The following is a 16305-nucleotide window of genomic DNA, read 5'->3' as shown; positions in this document are numbered from 1 at the left end:
GCCTTCACATGGCGCGCCCTTCACCGAAAATTCCAGGAGATCGGTATGTCCAGCAACAACCCGCAAACCCGTGAATGGCAAGCCTTGAGCAATGATCACCACCTCGCGCCGTTCAGCGACTTCAAGCAATTGAAAGAGAAAGGCCCAAGGATCATCACCAAAGCCCACGGCGTCTACCTGTGGGACAGCGAAGGCAACAAGATCCTCGACGGCATGGCCGGCCTGTGGTGCGTGGCGATCGGTTACGGTCGCGATGAACTGGCCGACGCCGCCGCCAAACAGATGAAAGAACTGCCGTACTACAACCTGTTCTTCCAGACTGCCCACCCGCCGGTACTCGAACTGGCCAAAGTCATTTCCGACGTCGCACCGGCCGGGATGAACCACGTGTTCTTCACCGGTTCCGGCTCCGAAGGCAACGACACCATGTTGCGCATGGTCCGCCACTACTGGGCGATCAAGGGCCAGCCGAACAAGAAAATCATCATCAGCCGCAAGAATGGCTACCACGGTTCCACCGTGGCCGGCGCCAGCCTGGGCGGCATGACCTATATGCATGAGCAGGGCGACCTGCCGATCCCGGGCATCACCCACATCGCCCAGCCGTACTGGTTTGGCGAAGGTGGCGACATGAGCCCTGAAGAATTCGGGATCTGGGCCGCCAACCAGTTGGAAGAGAAGATCCTGGAACTGGGCGTGGACAACGTCGGTGCCTTTATTGCCGAGCCGATCCAGGGCGCTGGTGGCGTGATCGTGCCGCCTGACAGCTACTGGCCGCGCATCAAGGAAATCCTCGCCAAGTACGACATCCTGTTTGTCGCCGACGAAGTCATCTGCGGCTTCGGCCGTACCGGGCAGTGGTTCGGCAGCGATTTCTACGACCTCAAGCCACACATGATGACCATCGCCAAGGGCCTGACTTCAGGCTACGTCCCCATGGGCGGCCTGATCGTGCACGACGACGTGGTGGCCGTGCTCAACGAAGGCGGCGATTTCAACCACGGTTTCACCTACTCCGGGCATCCGGTGGCGGCGGCGGTGGCCCTGGAAAACATCCGCATCCTGCGCGATGAAAAAATCGTCAGCCGCGTGCATGAAGAAACGGCACCGTATTTGCAGAAACGTCTGCGGGAACTGGCCGACCATCCACTGGTGGGTGAAGTGCGCGGTGTGGGCATGCTCGGTGCGATCGAGCTGGTGCAGGGCAAGGCCACGCGCAAGCGCTACGAAGGCAAGGGCGCCGGCATGATTTGCCGAACCTTCTGCTTCGAAAACGGCCTGATCATGCGCGCCGTGGGCGATACCATGATCATTTCGCCGCCGCTGGTGATCAGCAAGGCTGAAATCGACGAGCTGGTGACCAAGGCCCGCCAGTGCCTGGACCTGACGTTGGCGGCATTGCAGGACTGAGTAGATAAATGTGGGGGCCGGTTGAAAGGGGGCCCCCGAACTTGCCAGACTGTCGTCCTGTTTTGTTGCCCTTTGGCTGGGCCCGAAACATTTACTACGTGCGGCCCAAAAAGAAAAATCGGAGCATCATCCAATGAAGGCATTAGGTTTGAAAAACGCTGGCAAGACCCTCCTCGCCTTGTCCCTGATGGGCGCAATGGCGGGCGCGGCCCAGGCGGACAATAAAGTCCTGCACGTCTACAACTGGTCCGACTACATCGCACCGGACACCATCGCCAACTTCGAAAAGGAGTCGGGCATCAAGGTGGTGTACGACGTGTTCGACAGCAACGAGACCCTGGAAGCCAAGTTGCTGGCAGGCAAGTCCGGCTATGACATCGTCGTACCGTCGAACAACTTCCTGGCCAAGCAGATCAAGGCCGGCGTGTACCAGGAGCTGGACAAGTCCAAGCTGCCTGAGTACAGCAACCTGAACAAATCGCTGCTCAAGGCCGTGTCGGTCAGCGACCCGGACAACAAGCACGCGTTCCCGTACATGTGGGGCTCGATCGGTATCGGCTACAACCCGGAGAAGGTCAAGGCCGCGCTGGGCGTGGACAAGATCGAGTCGTGGGATGTGCTGATGAAGCCGGAAAACATCGCCAAGCTGAAAAGCTGCGGCGTGAGCTTCCTCGATTCGCCGACCGAAATGCTGCCGATTGCGCTGCATTACCTGGGCCTGCCGACCGACACCCAGAAGAAAGCCGACCTCAAGCAAGCCGAAGACCTGTTCCTGAAAATCCGTCCTTCGATTGGCTACTTCCACTCGTCCAAGTACATCTCGGACCTGGCCAACGGCAACATCTGCGTGGCCGTGGGTTACTCGGGTGACATCCAGCAGGCCAAGTCCCGTGCGGCTGAAGCCGGTGGCAAGGTCAAGGTGGCCTACGACATTCCGAAAGAAGGCGCCGGCAGTTTCTTCGACATGGTCGCCATCCCGAAAGATGCTGAAAACGTCGAAGCCGCCTACGCGTTCATGAACTACCTGCTCAAGCCGGAAGTGATGGCTTCGATCACCAACAGCGTGCGTTTCCCGAACGGTAACGAGAAAGCCACCGCACTGGTCGACAAAGACATCACCAGCGACCCGGGCATCTACCCACCAGCGGACGTGCAGGCCAAGCTCTACGCCATTGCCGACCTGCCGGCTGCAACCCAGCGTGAAATGACCCGCAGCTGGACCAAGATCAAATCGGGCAAGTAACGCACAAAACCTGTAGGAGCGAGCTTGCTCGCGAAAAATTCAAGAGCGCTGCGGGGTGCCTGATGCCCCGCATGAGCGTTGACGACCTTCGCGAGCAAGCTCGCTCCTACAGTTAAATGATAGAAAGTTTTTGCCGGATCGGTTTATCGAGGGTAAGTTGCGCGCCGGTTTGTTGCCGGGCAACAACTTGGGCCCAACTATTTAAGAGGACCTCCACTTGCCAATTTCTTTATTTCGCAAAGCCTTGCTGGTGGGTGCAGGTATCACGCTGGCTGTCAGCGTGCAGGCCGCACCGACTGTGCATGTTTATAACTGGTCGGACTACATCGGCCCCGACACCCTGGCCAATTTCGAAAAGGCCACCGGCATCAAGCCCGTGTATGACGTGTTCGATTCCAACGAAACCCTGGAAGGCAAGCTGCTCGCCGGGCGTACCGGCTACGACGTGGTGGTGCCGTCCAACCACTTCCTGGGCAAGCAGATCAAGGCCGGGGCGTTCCAGAAGCTCGACAAGTCATTGCTGAACCACTACGCCAACCTCGACCCTGCGTTGCTCAAGCGCCTTGAGAAAAACGATCCGGGCAATGCGTACGCCGTGCCGTACCTGTGGGGCACCAATGGCATCGGTTACAACGTCGATAAGGTGAAGGAGGTGCTGGGCGTCGACAAAATCGACTCCTGGGCCGTGCTGTTCGAGCCGGAAAACATGAAGAAGCTCGCCAGCTGCGGTGTTTCATTCATGGATTCGGCGGATGAAATGCTGCCCGCAGTCCTCAACTACATGGGCTTGGACCCGAACAGCACCAACCCGGCCGACTACAAGAAGGCCGAGGAGAAGTTGCTCAAAGTCCGCCCCTACGTGACCTACTTCCATTCCTCCAAATACATCTCGGACCTGGCCAACGGCAATATCTGCGTGGCCGCCGGGTTTTCCGGCGATGTGTTCCAGGCCAGGGCACGTGCCGCCGAGGCGGGCAAAGGCGTGAACATCGCCTACGCGATTCCCAAGGAAGGCGGCAACCTGTGGTTTGACGTGCTGGCGATCCCCAAGGACGCCACCAACGTCAAGGAATCCCACGCGTTCATCAACTATTTGCTGCAACCTGAGGTGATCGCCCAGGTCAGTGATTACGTCGGTTACGCCAACCCCAACCCAGGGTCGGACTCACTGATGGAGCAATCGATACGCACCGACGCAGCGGTTTACCCACCGCAGGCGGTACTCGATCGGACATTCGTCAACGGCGAGCTGCCCCCGACCGTGCAGCGTTTAATGACCCGTAGCTGGACCAAGGTCAAGACGGGCAAGTAAGGCTCAAACTATCCAAGTTCGCTCACCTGGGGCGAACTGCAAATTTGTTGGGAGTTTCGTAAATGGCAGTTGCCTCCGGCGCCTATAAGAAAGCCCTCGAGGGCGACCAGACACCGAAGAAGGTGCTGGTCAAAATCGACCGGGTCACGAAGAAGTTCGACGAGACGATTGCCGTGGACGATGTGTCCCTGGAAATCAAGAAAGGCGAGATCTTCGCCTTGCTCGGCGGCTCGGGTTCGGGCAAGTCCACCCTGCTGCGCATGCTGGCAGGCTTCGAACGCCCGACTGAAGGTCGGATCTACCTCGATGGTGTGGACATCACCGACATGCCGCCCTATGAGCGGCCGATCAACATGATGTTCCAGTCCTACGCCTTGTTTCCGCACATGACCGTGGCGCAGAACATCGCCTTCGGCCTGCAACAGGACAAGATCCCCAAGGCCGAAGTGGATGCCCGCGTGGCCGAGATGCTCAAGCTGGTGCAGATGAGCCAGTACGCCAAGCGCAAGCCGCACCAGCTGTCCGGTGGCCAGCGCCAGCGTGTGGCATTGGCCCGCTCCCTGGCCAAGCGTCCGAAACTGCTGCTGCTCGATGAGCCGATGGGGGCGCTGGACAAGAAGCTGCGTTCGCAGATGCAACTGGAGCTGGTGGAGATCATCGAACGCGTCGGCGTGACCTGCGTGATGGTGACCCACGACCAGGAAGAGGCCATGACCATGGCCGAGCGTATCGCGATCATGCACCTGGGCTGGATCGCCCAGATCGGCAGCCCGATCGACATCTACGAAACGCCTACCAGCCGCCTGGTGTGCGAGTTCATCGGCAACGTCAATATCTTCGACACCCAGGTGGTGGACGACGCCGAAGGCCACGCCGTGCTCAAGTGCCCGGACCTGGACCGCGACATTTACGTGGGCTACGGCATCGCCACCTCGGTGGAAGACAAGTCGGTGACCTACGCGATTCGCCCGGAAAAACTGCTGGTCACCACCCAAATGCCGACCTGCGAGCACAACTGGTCCAGCGGCAAGGTGCACGACATTGCCTACCTGGGCGGCCACTCGGTGTTCTACGTGGAACTGCCGAGCGGCAAGCTGGTGCAGTCCTTCGTCGCCAACGCCGAGCGCCGTGGCCAGCGGCCGACCTGGGGTGACCAGGTGTACGTATGGTGGGAAGACGACAGCGGCGTGGTACTGCGCTCATGAACATGAAGAAATTCAAGCGGCGCTTGGATCGCATAATCCCCAATGGCAAGCAGGTGGTCATCGGGATTCCCTTCCTCTGGCTGTTCCTGTTTTTCGCACTGCCGTTCTTCATCGTGTTGAAAATCAGCTTTGCCGAAGCCGATGTGGCGATCCCGCCCTACACCGAGATCTACACCTACGTTGAGCAGAAGCTGCAAGTGGTGCTGAACCTGGCCAACTACAGCTTGCTGGCGGGCGACGAGCTCTACATCGCCGCGTACCTGGGCTCGCTGAAGATGGCCTTTTTCAGCACGCTGCTGTGCCTGCTGATCGGCTATCCGATGGCCTACGCCATCGCCACCGCACGCAAGGAAATGCAAACCGTGCTGGTGTTGCTGATCATGATGCCGACCTGGACTGCGATCCTGATCCGCGTCTATGCGTGGATGGGCATCCTCAGCAACAACGGCTTGCTCAACGGCTTCCTGATGTCCATGGGGCTGATCAACGAACCGCTGCAGATCCTCAACACCAACATCGCGGTGTATATCGGCGTGGTCTATTCGTACCTGCCGTTCATGATCCTGCCGCTGTACGCCAACCTGGTCAAACACGACCAGAGCCTGCTGGAAGCGGCGTCGGACCTGGGCTCAAGCACCTTCAACAGCTTCTGGAAAATCACCGTGCCGCTGTCCAAGAACGGCATCATCGCCGGGTGCATGCTGGTGTTTATCCCGGTGGTGGGCGAGTTCGTGATTCCTGAACTGCTCGGCGGCCCGGAAACCCTGATGATCGGTAAAGTGCTGTGGCAGGAATTCTTCAACAACCGTGACTGGCCGGTGGCGTCCGCCCTGGCGGTGGTGATGCTGGCGATCCTGATCGTGCCGATCATCCTGTTCAACCGCAGCCAGGCCAAAGAGCTGGAGGGCAAGATATGAAGCGCTTTCGTTTCTCCAGCTTCATGCTGGTCGTGGGGTTGCTGTTCATTTACCTGCCGATGCTGATCCTGGTGATCTACTCGTTCAACGAGTCCAAGCTGGTGACGGTGTGGGGTGGCTGGTCGATCAAGTGGTACGTGGGCCTGCTGGACAACACCCAGCTGATGGGCTCGGTGGCGCGTTCCCTGGAAATTGCCTGCTACACGGCGGTGGCGGCCGTTGCGCTGGGGACGCTGGCGGCGTTCGTGCTGACGCGCATCAGCCAGTTCAAGGGCCGCACGCTGTTCGGCGGCCTGGTCACGGCGCCGCTGGTGATGCCGGAGGTGATTACCGGCCTGTCGCTGTTGCTGCTGTTCGTGGCCATGGCGCAGATGATCGGTTGGCCTCAGGAGCGTGGCATCGTCACTATCTGGATCGCCCACACTACATTCTGCGCGGCGTATGTGGCGGTGGTGGTGTCGGCGCGCCTGCGTGAGCTGGACCTGTCGATCGAAGAAGCGGCAATGGACCTGGGCGCACGGCCGTGGAAGGTGTTCTTCCTGATCACCATCCCGATGATCGCGCCATCGCTGGCGGCGGGCGGCATGATGTCGTTCGCACTGTCCCTGGACGACCTGGTACTGGCCAGCTTCGTGTCGGGCCCGGGTTCGACCACCTTGCCGATGGAAGTGTTCTCGGCGGTGCGCCTTGGGGTCAAGCCCGAGATCAACGCGGTGGCGAGCCTGATCCTGCTGGCGGTGTCGCTGGTGACCTTCCTGGTGTGGTTCTTCAGCCGCCGTGCCGAAGAACACCGCAAGAAGGCCATCCAGCAAGCCATCGAAGAAGCCGCAGCGGATGGCTGGCAGCAGCCGGACAAGCGCCGCGCCCCGGCACCGGTCTAACTGCCGGAACCGGATCAACATGTGGGAGGGGGCAAGCCCCCTCTCACATTTGATTGCATTTCAGGCTGGTTAAGCTGACCACGGCGACTGGCGAATCACCTCGACAAAGTTCATCGGCTTGAACCCCGGCTCCTGATCCACCAGCACATCGGTCTTCACGTTGCCAAACGTGGTTTGCGGTCGATGGCGCAGGCCGTCGGCGAACGCGCAGATGATGCATTCCTTGAACCCCTCACCGCGTGGATGCGCATGCACCACCGCTTCGCGCTGCACGGTGCTGAATGCGGCGTAGTCCATGCCCAGCACGTCCATCTCCACCCCGGCGGTGACCAGCGCCACGGTAGGGCGCAGATGCTGCGGCACGCCCGGCGTGGTGTGCAGGGCGATGGACAGCCACACCTGTTCGATATCGTCGTCGCTCAGCCCATACGGCTTGAGAAAGGCGGCGGCCGCGTTGGCGCCGTCCACTTCGAAACGTTCGTTGTCACTGCGATGACCTTCAACCAAACCCAGATCGTGGAACATCGCACCGACGTACAGCAACTCCGGGTTGTAGGCCAGTTGCTTGCGCTCACCGCTCAAAGCGCCGAACAGGAATACCCGACGGGAGTGGTGGTAGAGCAGGTCCGACTCAATGTCGCGGATGTATTCGGTGGTGGCCCTGGCCAGGGCGCTGTCGGGGATTTTGATACCGGCGATGGTGGTGCTCATGGTGGCTCTCCTCTGGAAAGCTCCAGTCTGGTCGTGCACCCGCGCAAGGGCTATTGCGGCGAGGGAGTGATCCCGGCCAATTTGGCTATACATCGTGCCATGCTCAAATCAGCTAGGGTTGTGCCTGCGAAGATCCAAATGTGGGAGGGGGCTTGCTCCCGATAGCGGTGGGTCAGTACCAGATGCAGTGACTGACATTCTGCATTCGGGAGCAAGCCCCCTCCCACAGGGGATTTGTGTTTATCCAGTTAGAAAAAAGGCGTGTCTGACCATGAGCAAAACCGTCGCCATCCTGATCTTCCCCGGCGTCCAGTCACTGGATGTGACCGGGCCGATGGATGTGTTCTGCGAGGCCAACCGCTTCCTGGCGCCCGAAGCGCATTACCGCCTGGAAGTCATTGGCCTCGGCCACGGCACTATGGCGTGCTCGAACGGTTTGTCCTTGCAGGCGCACAAGCACTACAGCGAAGCCCTGCAAGCCTACGACCTGCTGCTGGTCGCCGGTGGTCCGCAGTTGCCCTTTGAAGATTTCGGCCCCCGCTTTGATGACTGGCTGCGCGGCGCCGCTGCCAGGGCACAGCGCTTCGGCTCGATCTGCAACGGCGCCTTCATGCTGGCCCGCGCCGGCCTGCTGGACGGTAAAACCGTCACCACCCATTGGGGCGACGCCGCCGACCTGGCCCGGTTGTGCCCCTCGGCCCAGGTCGAGGCCGATCGTTTGTATGTGCAGGACGGCAACCTCTACACCTCGGCCGGGGTCACGGCGGGGATCGACCTGTCGCTGTACCTGCTGGCCCAGGACCATGGCCCGGAAGTCGCATTGAGCGTGGCCAAGCGCCTGGTCGTGTTTACCCAGCGTTCGGGCGGCCAGTCGCAGTTCAGCCCGTTCCTCACGCCCCATGCCGAAGCCACCTCGGCGGTGGCGCTGGTGCAGTTGTACGTGCTGGCGAACCTGACTGGGGATTTGAGCATTGCCGACCTGGCCAGGGCGGCCAATATGAGCGCGCGCAATTTCTCCCGGGTGTTCGCCCGTGAAGCGCGGATCACGCCGGCGGAATTTGTCGAAAGGGCGCGCGTGGACGCGGCGCGGGTGATGCTCGAAAGCACTCATGCGCCGCTGAAGACCGTGGCCTATCAATGCGGGTTTCGCGATGCCCAGCATATGCGCAGTGTGTTCAACCGCCGGCTGGGCGTGACGCCGCAGCAGTTCAGGCTCAACTTTGCCGTAAATGTGGGAGGGGGCTTGCCCTCGATGGCGGTGGGTCAGTCACACATGTGCTGACTGACACTCCCTCATCGGGGCATAGGTATCTACACAATTTTGGTGCGACACCGCTCCTATGGCGAGGGAGCTAGCGCGTATCTACCTGACGCTCCGAGGTCGAACTGTGGGAGGGGGCTTGCCCCCGATGGCGGCCTCTGGCCGACCAGGATGTTGGATTGGAACGAGTACATATCCGTTTCTGCGGTAACGGCCACTTAGGGTTCCGCCCTTACGGCGGCTCACTTTTGAAAAGCGCAAAAGTAAGCAAAACGCTCTTGCCCCACCACTCGTCACCTCGCCTAGGCTCGGTGTGCCCTCTCTCCGGCTTGAATCCGTGGGCCGCCGCAATGGGCCATCCATGGCCCAGTGCGGCTAACCCGGCGTCCTGCCGGGTTACCCACGGATTCAAGCCTGCGTTCGGCCAGCGTGGTTTAACGGGGCGCCTAGGATCAAAAGCAGATCAAGAGCGGCTCGCTTCGCATCGTGGTTAGGGTTAAGCGCTACAGAGTTGTGTAGATACCTATGTTCATCGGGGGCAAGCCCCCTCCCACATTTTGACCCAGTGATACTCGGTTATCTGGCAGGCAACAGTTTCAAGGTGCCACGGGTATTCGCCGTGATTTCTTCTTCACTGAAATGCGCCTGCTCGTACCCGCCTTCGATATAGGTTTGTGCCTGGTCGCTGTAGTGCGCATCAAACGGCACGCCGCTTTGACCCACCGGGTTGATGGTCAGGGCATGGGCCGCGTCGGCGAAGTCGATCAGGCGGCGGGTCGAAGGGCCGTAGGTCACCGGCCAGGGTGCCGGGCCGATCATGGCGGTCTGGTTGTTCGGCACTTCGTGGCTGCCCGGTGCCGCGAAGGGACCGACGTTGAAGAGTTTGTCCAATGGCTTTTGCATGCCCAGCGGGTGGCCGTGGGTCAGGGTGTGCGCTTTGCCCCACTGCCACTGGGACGGGTCATCGCCGAAGGTGGCTTTCAGATGCGCCAGGCTGTTGTCCCAGGCCCGCTTGACCGTGTCGGCCCGCGTGCCATTCCACCATGGCGAATCCGCGGTGGCGGCCAGGCGGGGCAGGGCGGCGTCGATCACGCGGGTGCCGAGCAGCGTCTTGAACAGGGCGTCGCCCAGTTTCGGGTGGAAGGTCGCATCGGCCAGGTTGAACAGCAACTGGTTGAACAGGGTGGCGCTGGTCGAGTCCAGTGGGTAGTCGCCTGTCCAGCTTGCCAGTTGTTCCACCAGCTTCAACTGCGCCGGGTCTGTGACCACCTCGCGCAACACCGGCAACAGCGGCGCCAGCAGTCGCGGGCCAAAGGCGGTGGTGGTGCCCAGTTGCAGGGCCTGGCTATTGTTCACATCCCATTTCACGCGGTTGTCGCTCAACTGCGCATTCAACTGCTGGCCACGGTCGGCGAGGTTGTAATAGCCGGGGATTTCCATGCCGCTGGGCGATGCCGGCTGGGCATTGGCGGAGACCACATAGCCGCGCGCCGGGTTTTCCTCCTGGGGGTTGGCGCTGAACGGGTAGAAGCCCAATTTATCGGCCTGGGCGGTACTGCCGTCGAGGATGAACCCCGGGTTGACGCCGGCCGGGCGTATCGGCAACTGCGCCGCCGCCCACCAGCCGATATCGCCTTTGGCATTGGCCCACACGATATTCAGGCCCGGCGCCGATACCTTGGCCGCCGCTGCGCGTGCCTTGGCCAGGGTGTCGGCGCGGTTGAGCTGGTAGAAGCCTTCGAGGATCGGGTTCTCTGTGTCGAGGAACGCCCACCACATGGCAATCGGCGTGGCACCGGCCTGTTCACCGAGCACGTCATTGACGATCGGGCCGTGGGGCGAGCGGCGCAGGACGAGCGTGACCGGGGCCTGGCCCTTGACCTGGATTTGCTGTTCGCTGCTGCTCATGTCCACCCACTGGCCGTGGTACCAGACCTGGTTGGGGTTGGCCGGGTTGACCTTCTCGGCGATCAGGTCGAGGTCGTCGTTCTGGAACATGGTCAGGCTCCAGCCGAAATCCAGGTTGTGGCCCAGGAACGCCACCGGCACCAGCGCGTTGTGATAGCCATACAACTCAAAGCCGGGCGCCGACAGCTGAGCCTCGTACCACACCGACGGCACCGAAAAGCGAATATGCGGATCGCCGGCCAGTAACGGTTTGCCGCTTTTGGTACGGTTGCCGCTGATGGCCCAGGCGTTGCTGCCTTCCAGTTGCGGCAAGCCGTTGTCGGCCAGGGCCTGCTCGCTCAGGCGGGCGAGGGCGCCGAGGGTGTTCCAATCGGCCGCCGCCAGGTTGAGTGCGCCTTTGGGTTGCCAGTCCAGGTCGAACACCTTGAGGTAGTCGCTGCCCAACTGGTCGCGCACGTAAGTCAGCACCGGTTCGGTACGAAAGGCTGCGGCGAAGCTGTAGGCCATATACCCGGCGACACTGATGGAGTCCTCGGCGGTGAAGGGCCGCTTGGGAATGCCCAGTACGTCGAACTCCATCGGGCTGGCGTGGCTGGCCTGGTATTGATTGATCCCGTCCAGATAGGCTTGCAGGGCCTTCCAGGCGTCCGAGTCAGGGTTCATGTGCTCGACGTAGCTCAGGGCACGCTCGCGAATGCGCAGGCTGCGAAACAGCTTGTCGGTCTCCAGCAGCTTGGGCCCCAGCACTTCGGCCAGTTCGCCACGGGCCAGGCGGCGCATGATTTCCATCTGGAACAACCGGTCCTGGGCATGCACATAGCCCAGCGCGCGGTACAGGTCGGCTTCGTTCTCGGCACGGATATGCGGCACGCCACGGTCGTCGTAGCGCACGGTGACCGAGCCTTGCAGGTGCGCCAGCGTGACCGTGCCCTGGCGGCTGGGTTGCTTGCTGTAGACATACCCGCCGGCGCCGAGGGCAACCAGCACAACCAGCACCACGAGAGCCAGCAAGACACGCTTCATCGACTTTCCTTACCCAGAATGGACAGACTACGGTTGCTCAGGCCACGAACAATAGCAGCCCACCGCCAGGGTGTGCGTGGCGTTGATTTCGCGCCCGGCTTGCAGGGCCTTGAGGATCGGCTCGATAAAGCTGTTGCCGGCATTGCAGGTCAACCCTTCGCTGTACGGCCCGAAATACGCGAGCTTGCCCGTACGGTCCCAAATACCCACGGCCGGGCTGGCCGGTACCTGGTCGGCGCCGGGCAGGGCTTCGAGGGTTTTCATTCGGCGCAGATTGTCCGGCAGGGCGCCGTGGCTGCCGGCTTTTTGCAGGGCATAGAACTCGACACCTTGCGGCGCGTAGTGCTCGATCAGCTCACCCAGGTGTTGCTGGTTACCGACATTGCACGGGCAGGCCGGGTCCCAGAAGTGCACCAGGCGAATCGGGCCAGGGCCGCTGAGTGCGGCAGGCAGTTGCAGCGCATCCCCGGAAAACACCGCCGTATGCTCGCTGAAGGCGCGCAGGTAACGGCCCTGGAACCAGTCATACGCGGCCCACAGCACGCCGGCGCAGATAATCAGCACCAGGCTGGTGAACAAGGCAGTGCGGTAGGGCTGTCGCATTCAGAGGTATCCTCGCGGGTCGCGTAGCTTGCCATGCTTGTCCTGACAGATGAATATCGCAGCTCGATATTCATCTTCGCCGTCAGTCTGGAAGCCTTTATGCCCGTCACCTTTGACCCTGATCATCTGCGTGAAAGCTTGCAGCCCCTGATGCATGCGCAGCCGCTGTCAGCCGAGGCGCGGGTGTACCAGCGGTTCTACGGGTTGGACCTGCCGGCCCGCAAGGCCGTGAGCCGCCTGGGGCGTATGGAGGTGGCCGGGTTCGAGGTGGTTGCGCAGGTGTGGTGGCCTTCGGCGCCGGTGGCAACGATGTTCATGTTCCACGGCTTCTACGACCACATGGGGCTGTATCGCCATGCCGTGGACTGGGCGCTGGAGCAGGGCTTTGTGGTGATCGCCTGCGACCTGCCGGGCCATGGCTTGTCCAGCGGCATACGGGCCAGCATCGATGATTTTGCGGTGTACCAGCACGTGGTGCAGGCCTTGTTCGCCGAAGCCGCGGCGTTGCAACTGCCGCAACCCTGGCACCTGTTCGGGCAAAGCACCGGTGGCGCAATCGTGGTTGACCACCTGCTCAACCACGGCGACGAAAGCCCGGCCCAGGGCAAGACGTTCCTACTCTCGCCCCTGGTACGTCCGCGAGCCTGGGGTTGGTCGCAGCTCAGCTATTACCTGCTGCGCCCGTTCGTCAAAGGCATCGCGCGACGTTTCAGCGATAACTCCAACGACCCGGCATTCAGGCCTTTTCTCGAAGCCGACCCGTTGCAGCCGCGCCAACTGCCCACCGCCTGGGTGGGCGCGCTGGCGTGCTGGATCAAACGCATCGAAGCCGCACCCCGCAGCGTTCGGCGGCCAGTGATCGTGCAGGGTGAGGAGGATATGACGGTGGATTGGCGGCACAACTTGCAGGTGCTGCGCAGTAAGTTCGATCGGCCTGAGGTGTTGATGCTCAAGCGCGGCCGGCATCATTTGGCCAATGAGATCCCCGAGATTCGCGAGGAGTACTTCAATTTTCTTACGCAGCAACTGAAGTAACACAATCCAAATGTGGGAGGGGGCTTGCCCCCGATAGCGGTGGGTCAGTCAACTTATGTGTAGCTGATCCATTGCAATCGGGGGCAAGCCCCCTCCCACATTTTATTACTGCGCCAGGCTTGAGGTGCTCTGGCCGACAGCCAGTCCCGCACGGATGGCCGCCAGCGCCGCCTGGTAATACGCCTTCCCCTCCGGCGATTCGGCAAACGTCGCGAACTCTTCCAGCTCCGGGTCGGACAAGTCCCGATAGACGTACAGCAGCGTGTTATTCAGATCCTTGTCGATCTGCTGCATCAAGCGCTCCCGCTGCCCATTCAACATGCCCTGGGCCTGACCGCCGCCCAGCAGGCCGGGGATCATCTGGCTCAGGCTGTCCGCCGCCACGCCGGCAATCGCCAGGCTGACTTCGGCGCCGGCTTCACGCGCGGGCAGGGCCTGGGCCAAGTGGCCGATGATCAGACTGCGGGTGGCGTCGGCCTGGATTTTCGGCAGGCCCTGGGCGTTTTTCGCCAATTGGTCGCGACGCGTGGCGAGCAGCTCGGCGGCGACAATCTTGCGGCCCAGGGGCGATTGGAAAAACGCGAGTGCCGGTTTCGGGTCCGCCAGGTGCTTGCGCAATTGCGCTTCGGCACGCTGGTCCATGGCCTGGGCCGCGAAGCGTTTGCTGCTGTTGTCCACCAGCGCCTGGTACACCGCCGGCGGCAGGCTGTTGCGGTAGCGCTGCTGTGCGGCAGTGAGGGCGTCGTTGAAGTGCGCGCGTTGTTCGGCCCAGCCGGCGACTTTGTACAACTGGTCATGGCCGTCTGCCCAGGCGGGTAAAACGCAGAACATCAGCAAGGAAAAAAACAAACGACGCATAAGGACTCCTGTCAGTCGGCCACTATTGTCCGTGTCGGGCGTAGGATTTGTCGAGAAGTCCTATCAGTCACCTGACTAAAGTGTATTCGGGCGCTCGACGGCGCTGTCGGATTCACAGGCGTATGGATACTATGCGCGCCATGCAAATACCCCTCGATCACCCGCTGCTGCAACGCATTGTCGACGACCTGGCCGAAAAAGGCTGGTCGCAGCAGAACGCCTTTCTGCCCCAGGCTCTGACCCTGGAGCTGGCGGCTGAGTGCCGTAAACGTGCGGCCGAAGGTGAACTGGCCCCGGCGGCCGTGGGGCGCGGGCCGGCCCAGGAAATTCGCGAGGGGATTCGCGGCGATCATATCCAATGGCTGGAAGAGGGCGACGCCGCCGTCTGCGATACCTACATGGCCGTGATGGACAGCCTGCGCCTGGCGATGAACCGTGGCCTGTTCCTCGGCCTGGAAGACTTCGAAAGCCACTTCGCGATGTACCCGCCCGGGGCGTTCTACCTCAAGCACCTGGACCGTTTTCGCGACGATGACCGGCGCATGGTCTCGGCGGTGATCTATTTGAATGACGCCTGGCTGCCCGAGCACGGCGGTCAGTTGCGCATGTACCTCAAGGGCGGCATCGAACATGACGTGCTGCCCGCCGGTGGCAGCCTGGTGGTGTTCCTGTCGGGCGAGGTGCCCCACGAAGTCCTGCCCGCCACGCGCGAACGCCTGTCCCTGACCGGCTGGTTTCGTAGGCGCGGCAACGAGCCGTTCTGAGCAGGCAAAAGGCTCCGATCCATCCCTCAAGTCTTGCCTGGAACAAAATGTGGGAGGGGGCAAGCCCCCTCCCACATGGGTTATCGCGTATCCCCGTCGAGCCACTTCTCTTCCAGCGCCTTTAACCGACCATCGTCCTTCACCCGTTTCAACGCCCCGTCCAGGCTGCTCTTGAACGCAGGGTTGCCCTTCTGAAACGGAATCGCCAGTTCAGGTTTGTCGTTATACGCGGCGCTGAAATCGAAACGATCCTTCAGCTCGGCAGTCATAGCGATATGGTTGATTGCCACGTCGTATTTGCCGGTCGCCACGCCGTTCAGCAGGTCGGCATCATCGGTGGTGATAAACGAGGAGCGAACGTCCATTTCCTTGGCCAGTTGCTCGCCCAGCTCCACTTCAAAGCCGGTGAGTTTGTCGCCTTCCTTGAAATTGAAGGGCGGGGTATTGGCTTCGAGGGCGATGCGCAGTTCACCGCGATCGTTGACGTCGTCGATCAGCTCGGCGTGAGCCCAGGGGCTCAGAAGGGGAAGCAACAGTAACAGGCCAGGCGAGAAGCGCATGGTCACTCCTAAGGAATTCGGATGTACGAGGCGCTGTTCAGCATCGTTTTGCTATGGTGTTGAGTGCCTTGGACAGCAATTTGCCGCGAAGTTGTCATAACCCTACAGATTTCACAGAAAAACTGGAGAAGCGAATGAAAGCCCTTTTGTCCCGTGCAACCCTGGCCAGCCTGTTGCTGGGTGCTTCGATGTTGGCGACCGCCGCTGACGGTATCCCGCGTAGCGCTCCACCTGAAGGTGCCAAGGTGTTTATCGTTTCGCCGAAAGACGGCGCCACCGTCGATAAAACCTTTACCGTGAAATTCGGCATGGAAGGCCTGAAACTGGCACCGGCCACCGATCAGACGCCCGGCACCGGCCATCACCACCTTCTGATCGACCAGAAAGAACTGCCGGATGCAAAACTGCCGATCCCGGCCACCGACACCGTGATCCATTACGGCAAGGCCCAGACCGAGACCGAGCTGACCCTGACCCCCGGCAAGCACACCTTGCAACTGGTGGCCGGCGACAAGCTGCACATGCAGTTCAACCCGACGGTTGCCTCGAAAGTCATCACGGTTAACGTCAAGTAAGCGTTGTCCAGGCGAAAAAAAGGGAGACCCCGGCGGGGT

At 61.3% G+C, this 16305-nt stretch carries 15 protein-coding genes; 10 read left to right on the top strand and 5 right to left on the bottom strand.

What is annotated here, in order from left to right; all coding sequences use genetic code 11:
• Nucleotides 1-45 precede the first annotated feature (45 nt).
• The 6 genes from J1G34_RS08995 to J1G34_RS08970 all read left to right on the top strand — a co-directional run bounded on the left by J1G34_RS08995 (nucleotide 46) and on the right by J1G34_RS08970 (nucleotide 6968).
• Nucleotides 46-1410 (top strand): aspartate aminotransferase family protein, encoded by a 1365-nt coding sequence (locus J1G34_RS08995; RefSeq protein ID WP_065897653.1) that lies wholly within the window; start codon nucleotides 46-48, stop codon nucleotides 1408-1410.
• A 148-nt stretch (nucleotides 1411-1558) separates the two neighbouring features.
• Nucleotides 1559-2653 carry a polyamine ABC transporter substrate-binding protein gene (locus J1G34_RS08990; RefSeq protein WP_065934330.1) on the top strand — a complete coding sequence of 365 codons (1095 nt, stop codon included), beginning with the start codon at nucleotides 1559-1561 and terminating at the stop codon, nucleotides 2651-2653.
• A 217-nt stretch (nucleotides 2654-2870) separates the two neighbouring features.
• On the top strand, nucleotides 2871-3965 hold the full coding sequence (locus J1G34_RS08985; protein WP_222993833.1) for a polyamine ABC transporter substrate-binding protein: 1095 nt from the start codon (nucleotides 2871-2873) through the stop codon (nucleotides 3963-3965).
• A gap of 62 nt (nucleotides 3966-4027) precedes the next feature.
• The gene (locus J1G34_RS08980; protein ID WP_057723416.1) at nucleotides 4028-5170 is read left to right on the top strand and encodes an ABC transporter ATP-binding protein; all 1143 of its coding nucleotides are present in this window, start codon (nucleotides 4028-4030) and stop codon (nucleotides 5168-5170) included.
• Nucleotides 5167-6087 (top strand): ABC transporter permease subunit, encoded by a 921-nt coding sequence (locus tag J1G34_RS08975; RefSeq protein WP_065887049.1) that lies wholly within the window; start codon nucleotides 5167-5169, stop codon nucleotides 6085-6087. The genes J1G34_RS08980 and J1G34_RS08975 overlap by 4 nt, the downstream gene beginning before the upstream one ends.
• Complete coding sequence (locus J1G34_RS08970; protein WP_057723417.1) at nucleotides 6084-6968, top strand: ABC transporter permease subunit; 885 nt, start codon at nucleotides 6084-6086, stop codon at nucleotides 6966-6968. Before J1G34_RS08975 ends, J1G34_RS08970 begins: the two co-directional genes overlap by 4 nt.
• 69 nt (nucleotides 6969-7037) lie before the next feature.
• Here J1G34_RS08970 and J1G34_RS08965 read toward each other — a convergent pair whose 3' ends face one another.
• A complete protein-coding gene (locus J1G34_RS08965) occupies nucleotides 7038-7679 on the bottom strand; it encodes an HD domain-containing protein (protein ID WP_057723418.1) in 642 nt (213 codons plus the stop codon).
• A 271-nt stretch (nucleotides 7680-7950) separates the two neighbouring features.
• On the opposite strand from J1G34_RS08965, the gene J1G34_RS08960 reads away from it, so the two are divergent.
• On the top strand, nucleotides 7951-8961 hold the full coding sequence (locus J1G34_RS08960) for a GlxA family transcriptional regulator (protein WP_222993831.1): 1011 nt from the start codon (nucleotides 7951-7953) through the stop codon (nucleotides 8959-8961).
• 555 nt (nucleotides 8962-9516) lie between these two features.
• Here J1G34_RS08960 and J1G34_RS08955 read toward each other — a convergent pair.
• Nucleotides 9517-11871, bottom strand: a complete 2355-nt coding sequence (locus J1G34_RS08955; protein WP_222993828.1) for a penicillin acylase family protein — start codon at nucleotides 11869-11871, stop codon at nucleotides 9517-9519.
• 27 nt (nucleotides 11872-11898) lie between these two features.
• Entirely contained in the window at nucleotides 11899-12474 is a 576-nt protein-coding gene (locus J1G34_RS08950; RefSeq protein ID WP_065893878.1) for a DUF6436 domain-containing protein, read from the bottom strand.
• Nucleotides 12475-12573: 99 nt separating this feature from the next.
• Here J1G34_RS08950 and bipL point away from each other — a divergent pair, with 99 nt between their 5' ends.
• Complete coding sequence (gene bipL, locus J1G34_RS08945; protein ID WP_065897670.1) at nucleotides 12574-13509, top strand: phospholipase BipL; 936 nt, start codon at nucleotides 12574-12576, stop codon at nucleotides 13507-13509.
• 105 nt (nucleotides 13510-13614) lie between these two features.
• Here bipL and J1G34_RS08940 read toward each other — a convergent pair whose 3' ends face one another.
• The gene (locus J1G34_RS08940) at nucleotides 13615-14367 is read right to left on the bottom strand and encodes a DUF2059 domain-containing protein (RefSeq protein WP_065893877.1); all 753 of its coding nucleotides are present in this window, start codon (nucleotides 14365-14367) and stop codon (nucleotides 13615-13617) included.
• Nucleotides 14368-14498: 131 nt separating this feature from the next.
• Between J1G34_RS08940 and J1G34_RS08935 the strand changes: the two genes are divergently transcribed.
• The gene (locus J1G34_RS08935) at nucleotides 14499-15131 is read left to right on the top strand and encodes a 2OG-Fe(II) oxygenase (protein WP_104505048.1); all 633 of its coding nucleotides are present in this window, start codon (nucleotides 14499-14501) and stop codon (nucleotides 15129-15131) included.
• An 80-nt stretch (nucleotides 15132-15211) separates the two neighbouring features.
• Here the strand turns inward: J1G34_RS08935 and J1G34_RS08930 are convergent, their stop codons facing one another.
• Nucleotides 15212-15691, bottom strand: coding sequence for a transporter substrate-binding domain-containing protein (locus J1G34_RS08930; protein ID WP_065936948.1), 480 nt, complete (start codon nucleotides 15689-15691; stop codon nucleotides 15212-15214).
• Nucleotides 15692-15825: 134 nt separating this feature from the next.
• On the opposite strand from J1G34_RS08930, the gene J1G34_RS08925 reads away from it, so the two are divergent.
• A complete protein-coding gene (locus J1G34_RS08925; RefSeq protein ID WP_065887058.1) occupies nucleotides 15826-16266 on the top strand; it encodes a DUF4399 domain-containing protein in 441 nt (146 codons plus the stop codon).
• Nucleotides 16267-16305: the final 39 nt, after the last annotated feature.

The sequence above is a fragment of the Pseudomonas sp. Wu6 genome (genome assembly GCF_019891515.1).
Lineage (GTDB): Bacteria > Pseudomonadota > Gammaproteobacteria > Pseudomonadales > Pseudomonadaceae > Aquipseudomonas > Aquipseudomonas orientalis_A.
Note: the sequence above shows the minus strand (reverse complement) of the source record. Positions and strands in the feature narration are given on the sequence as shown.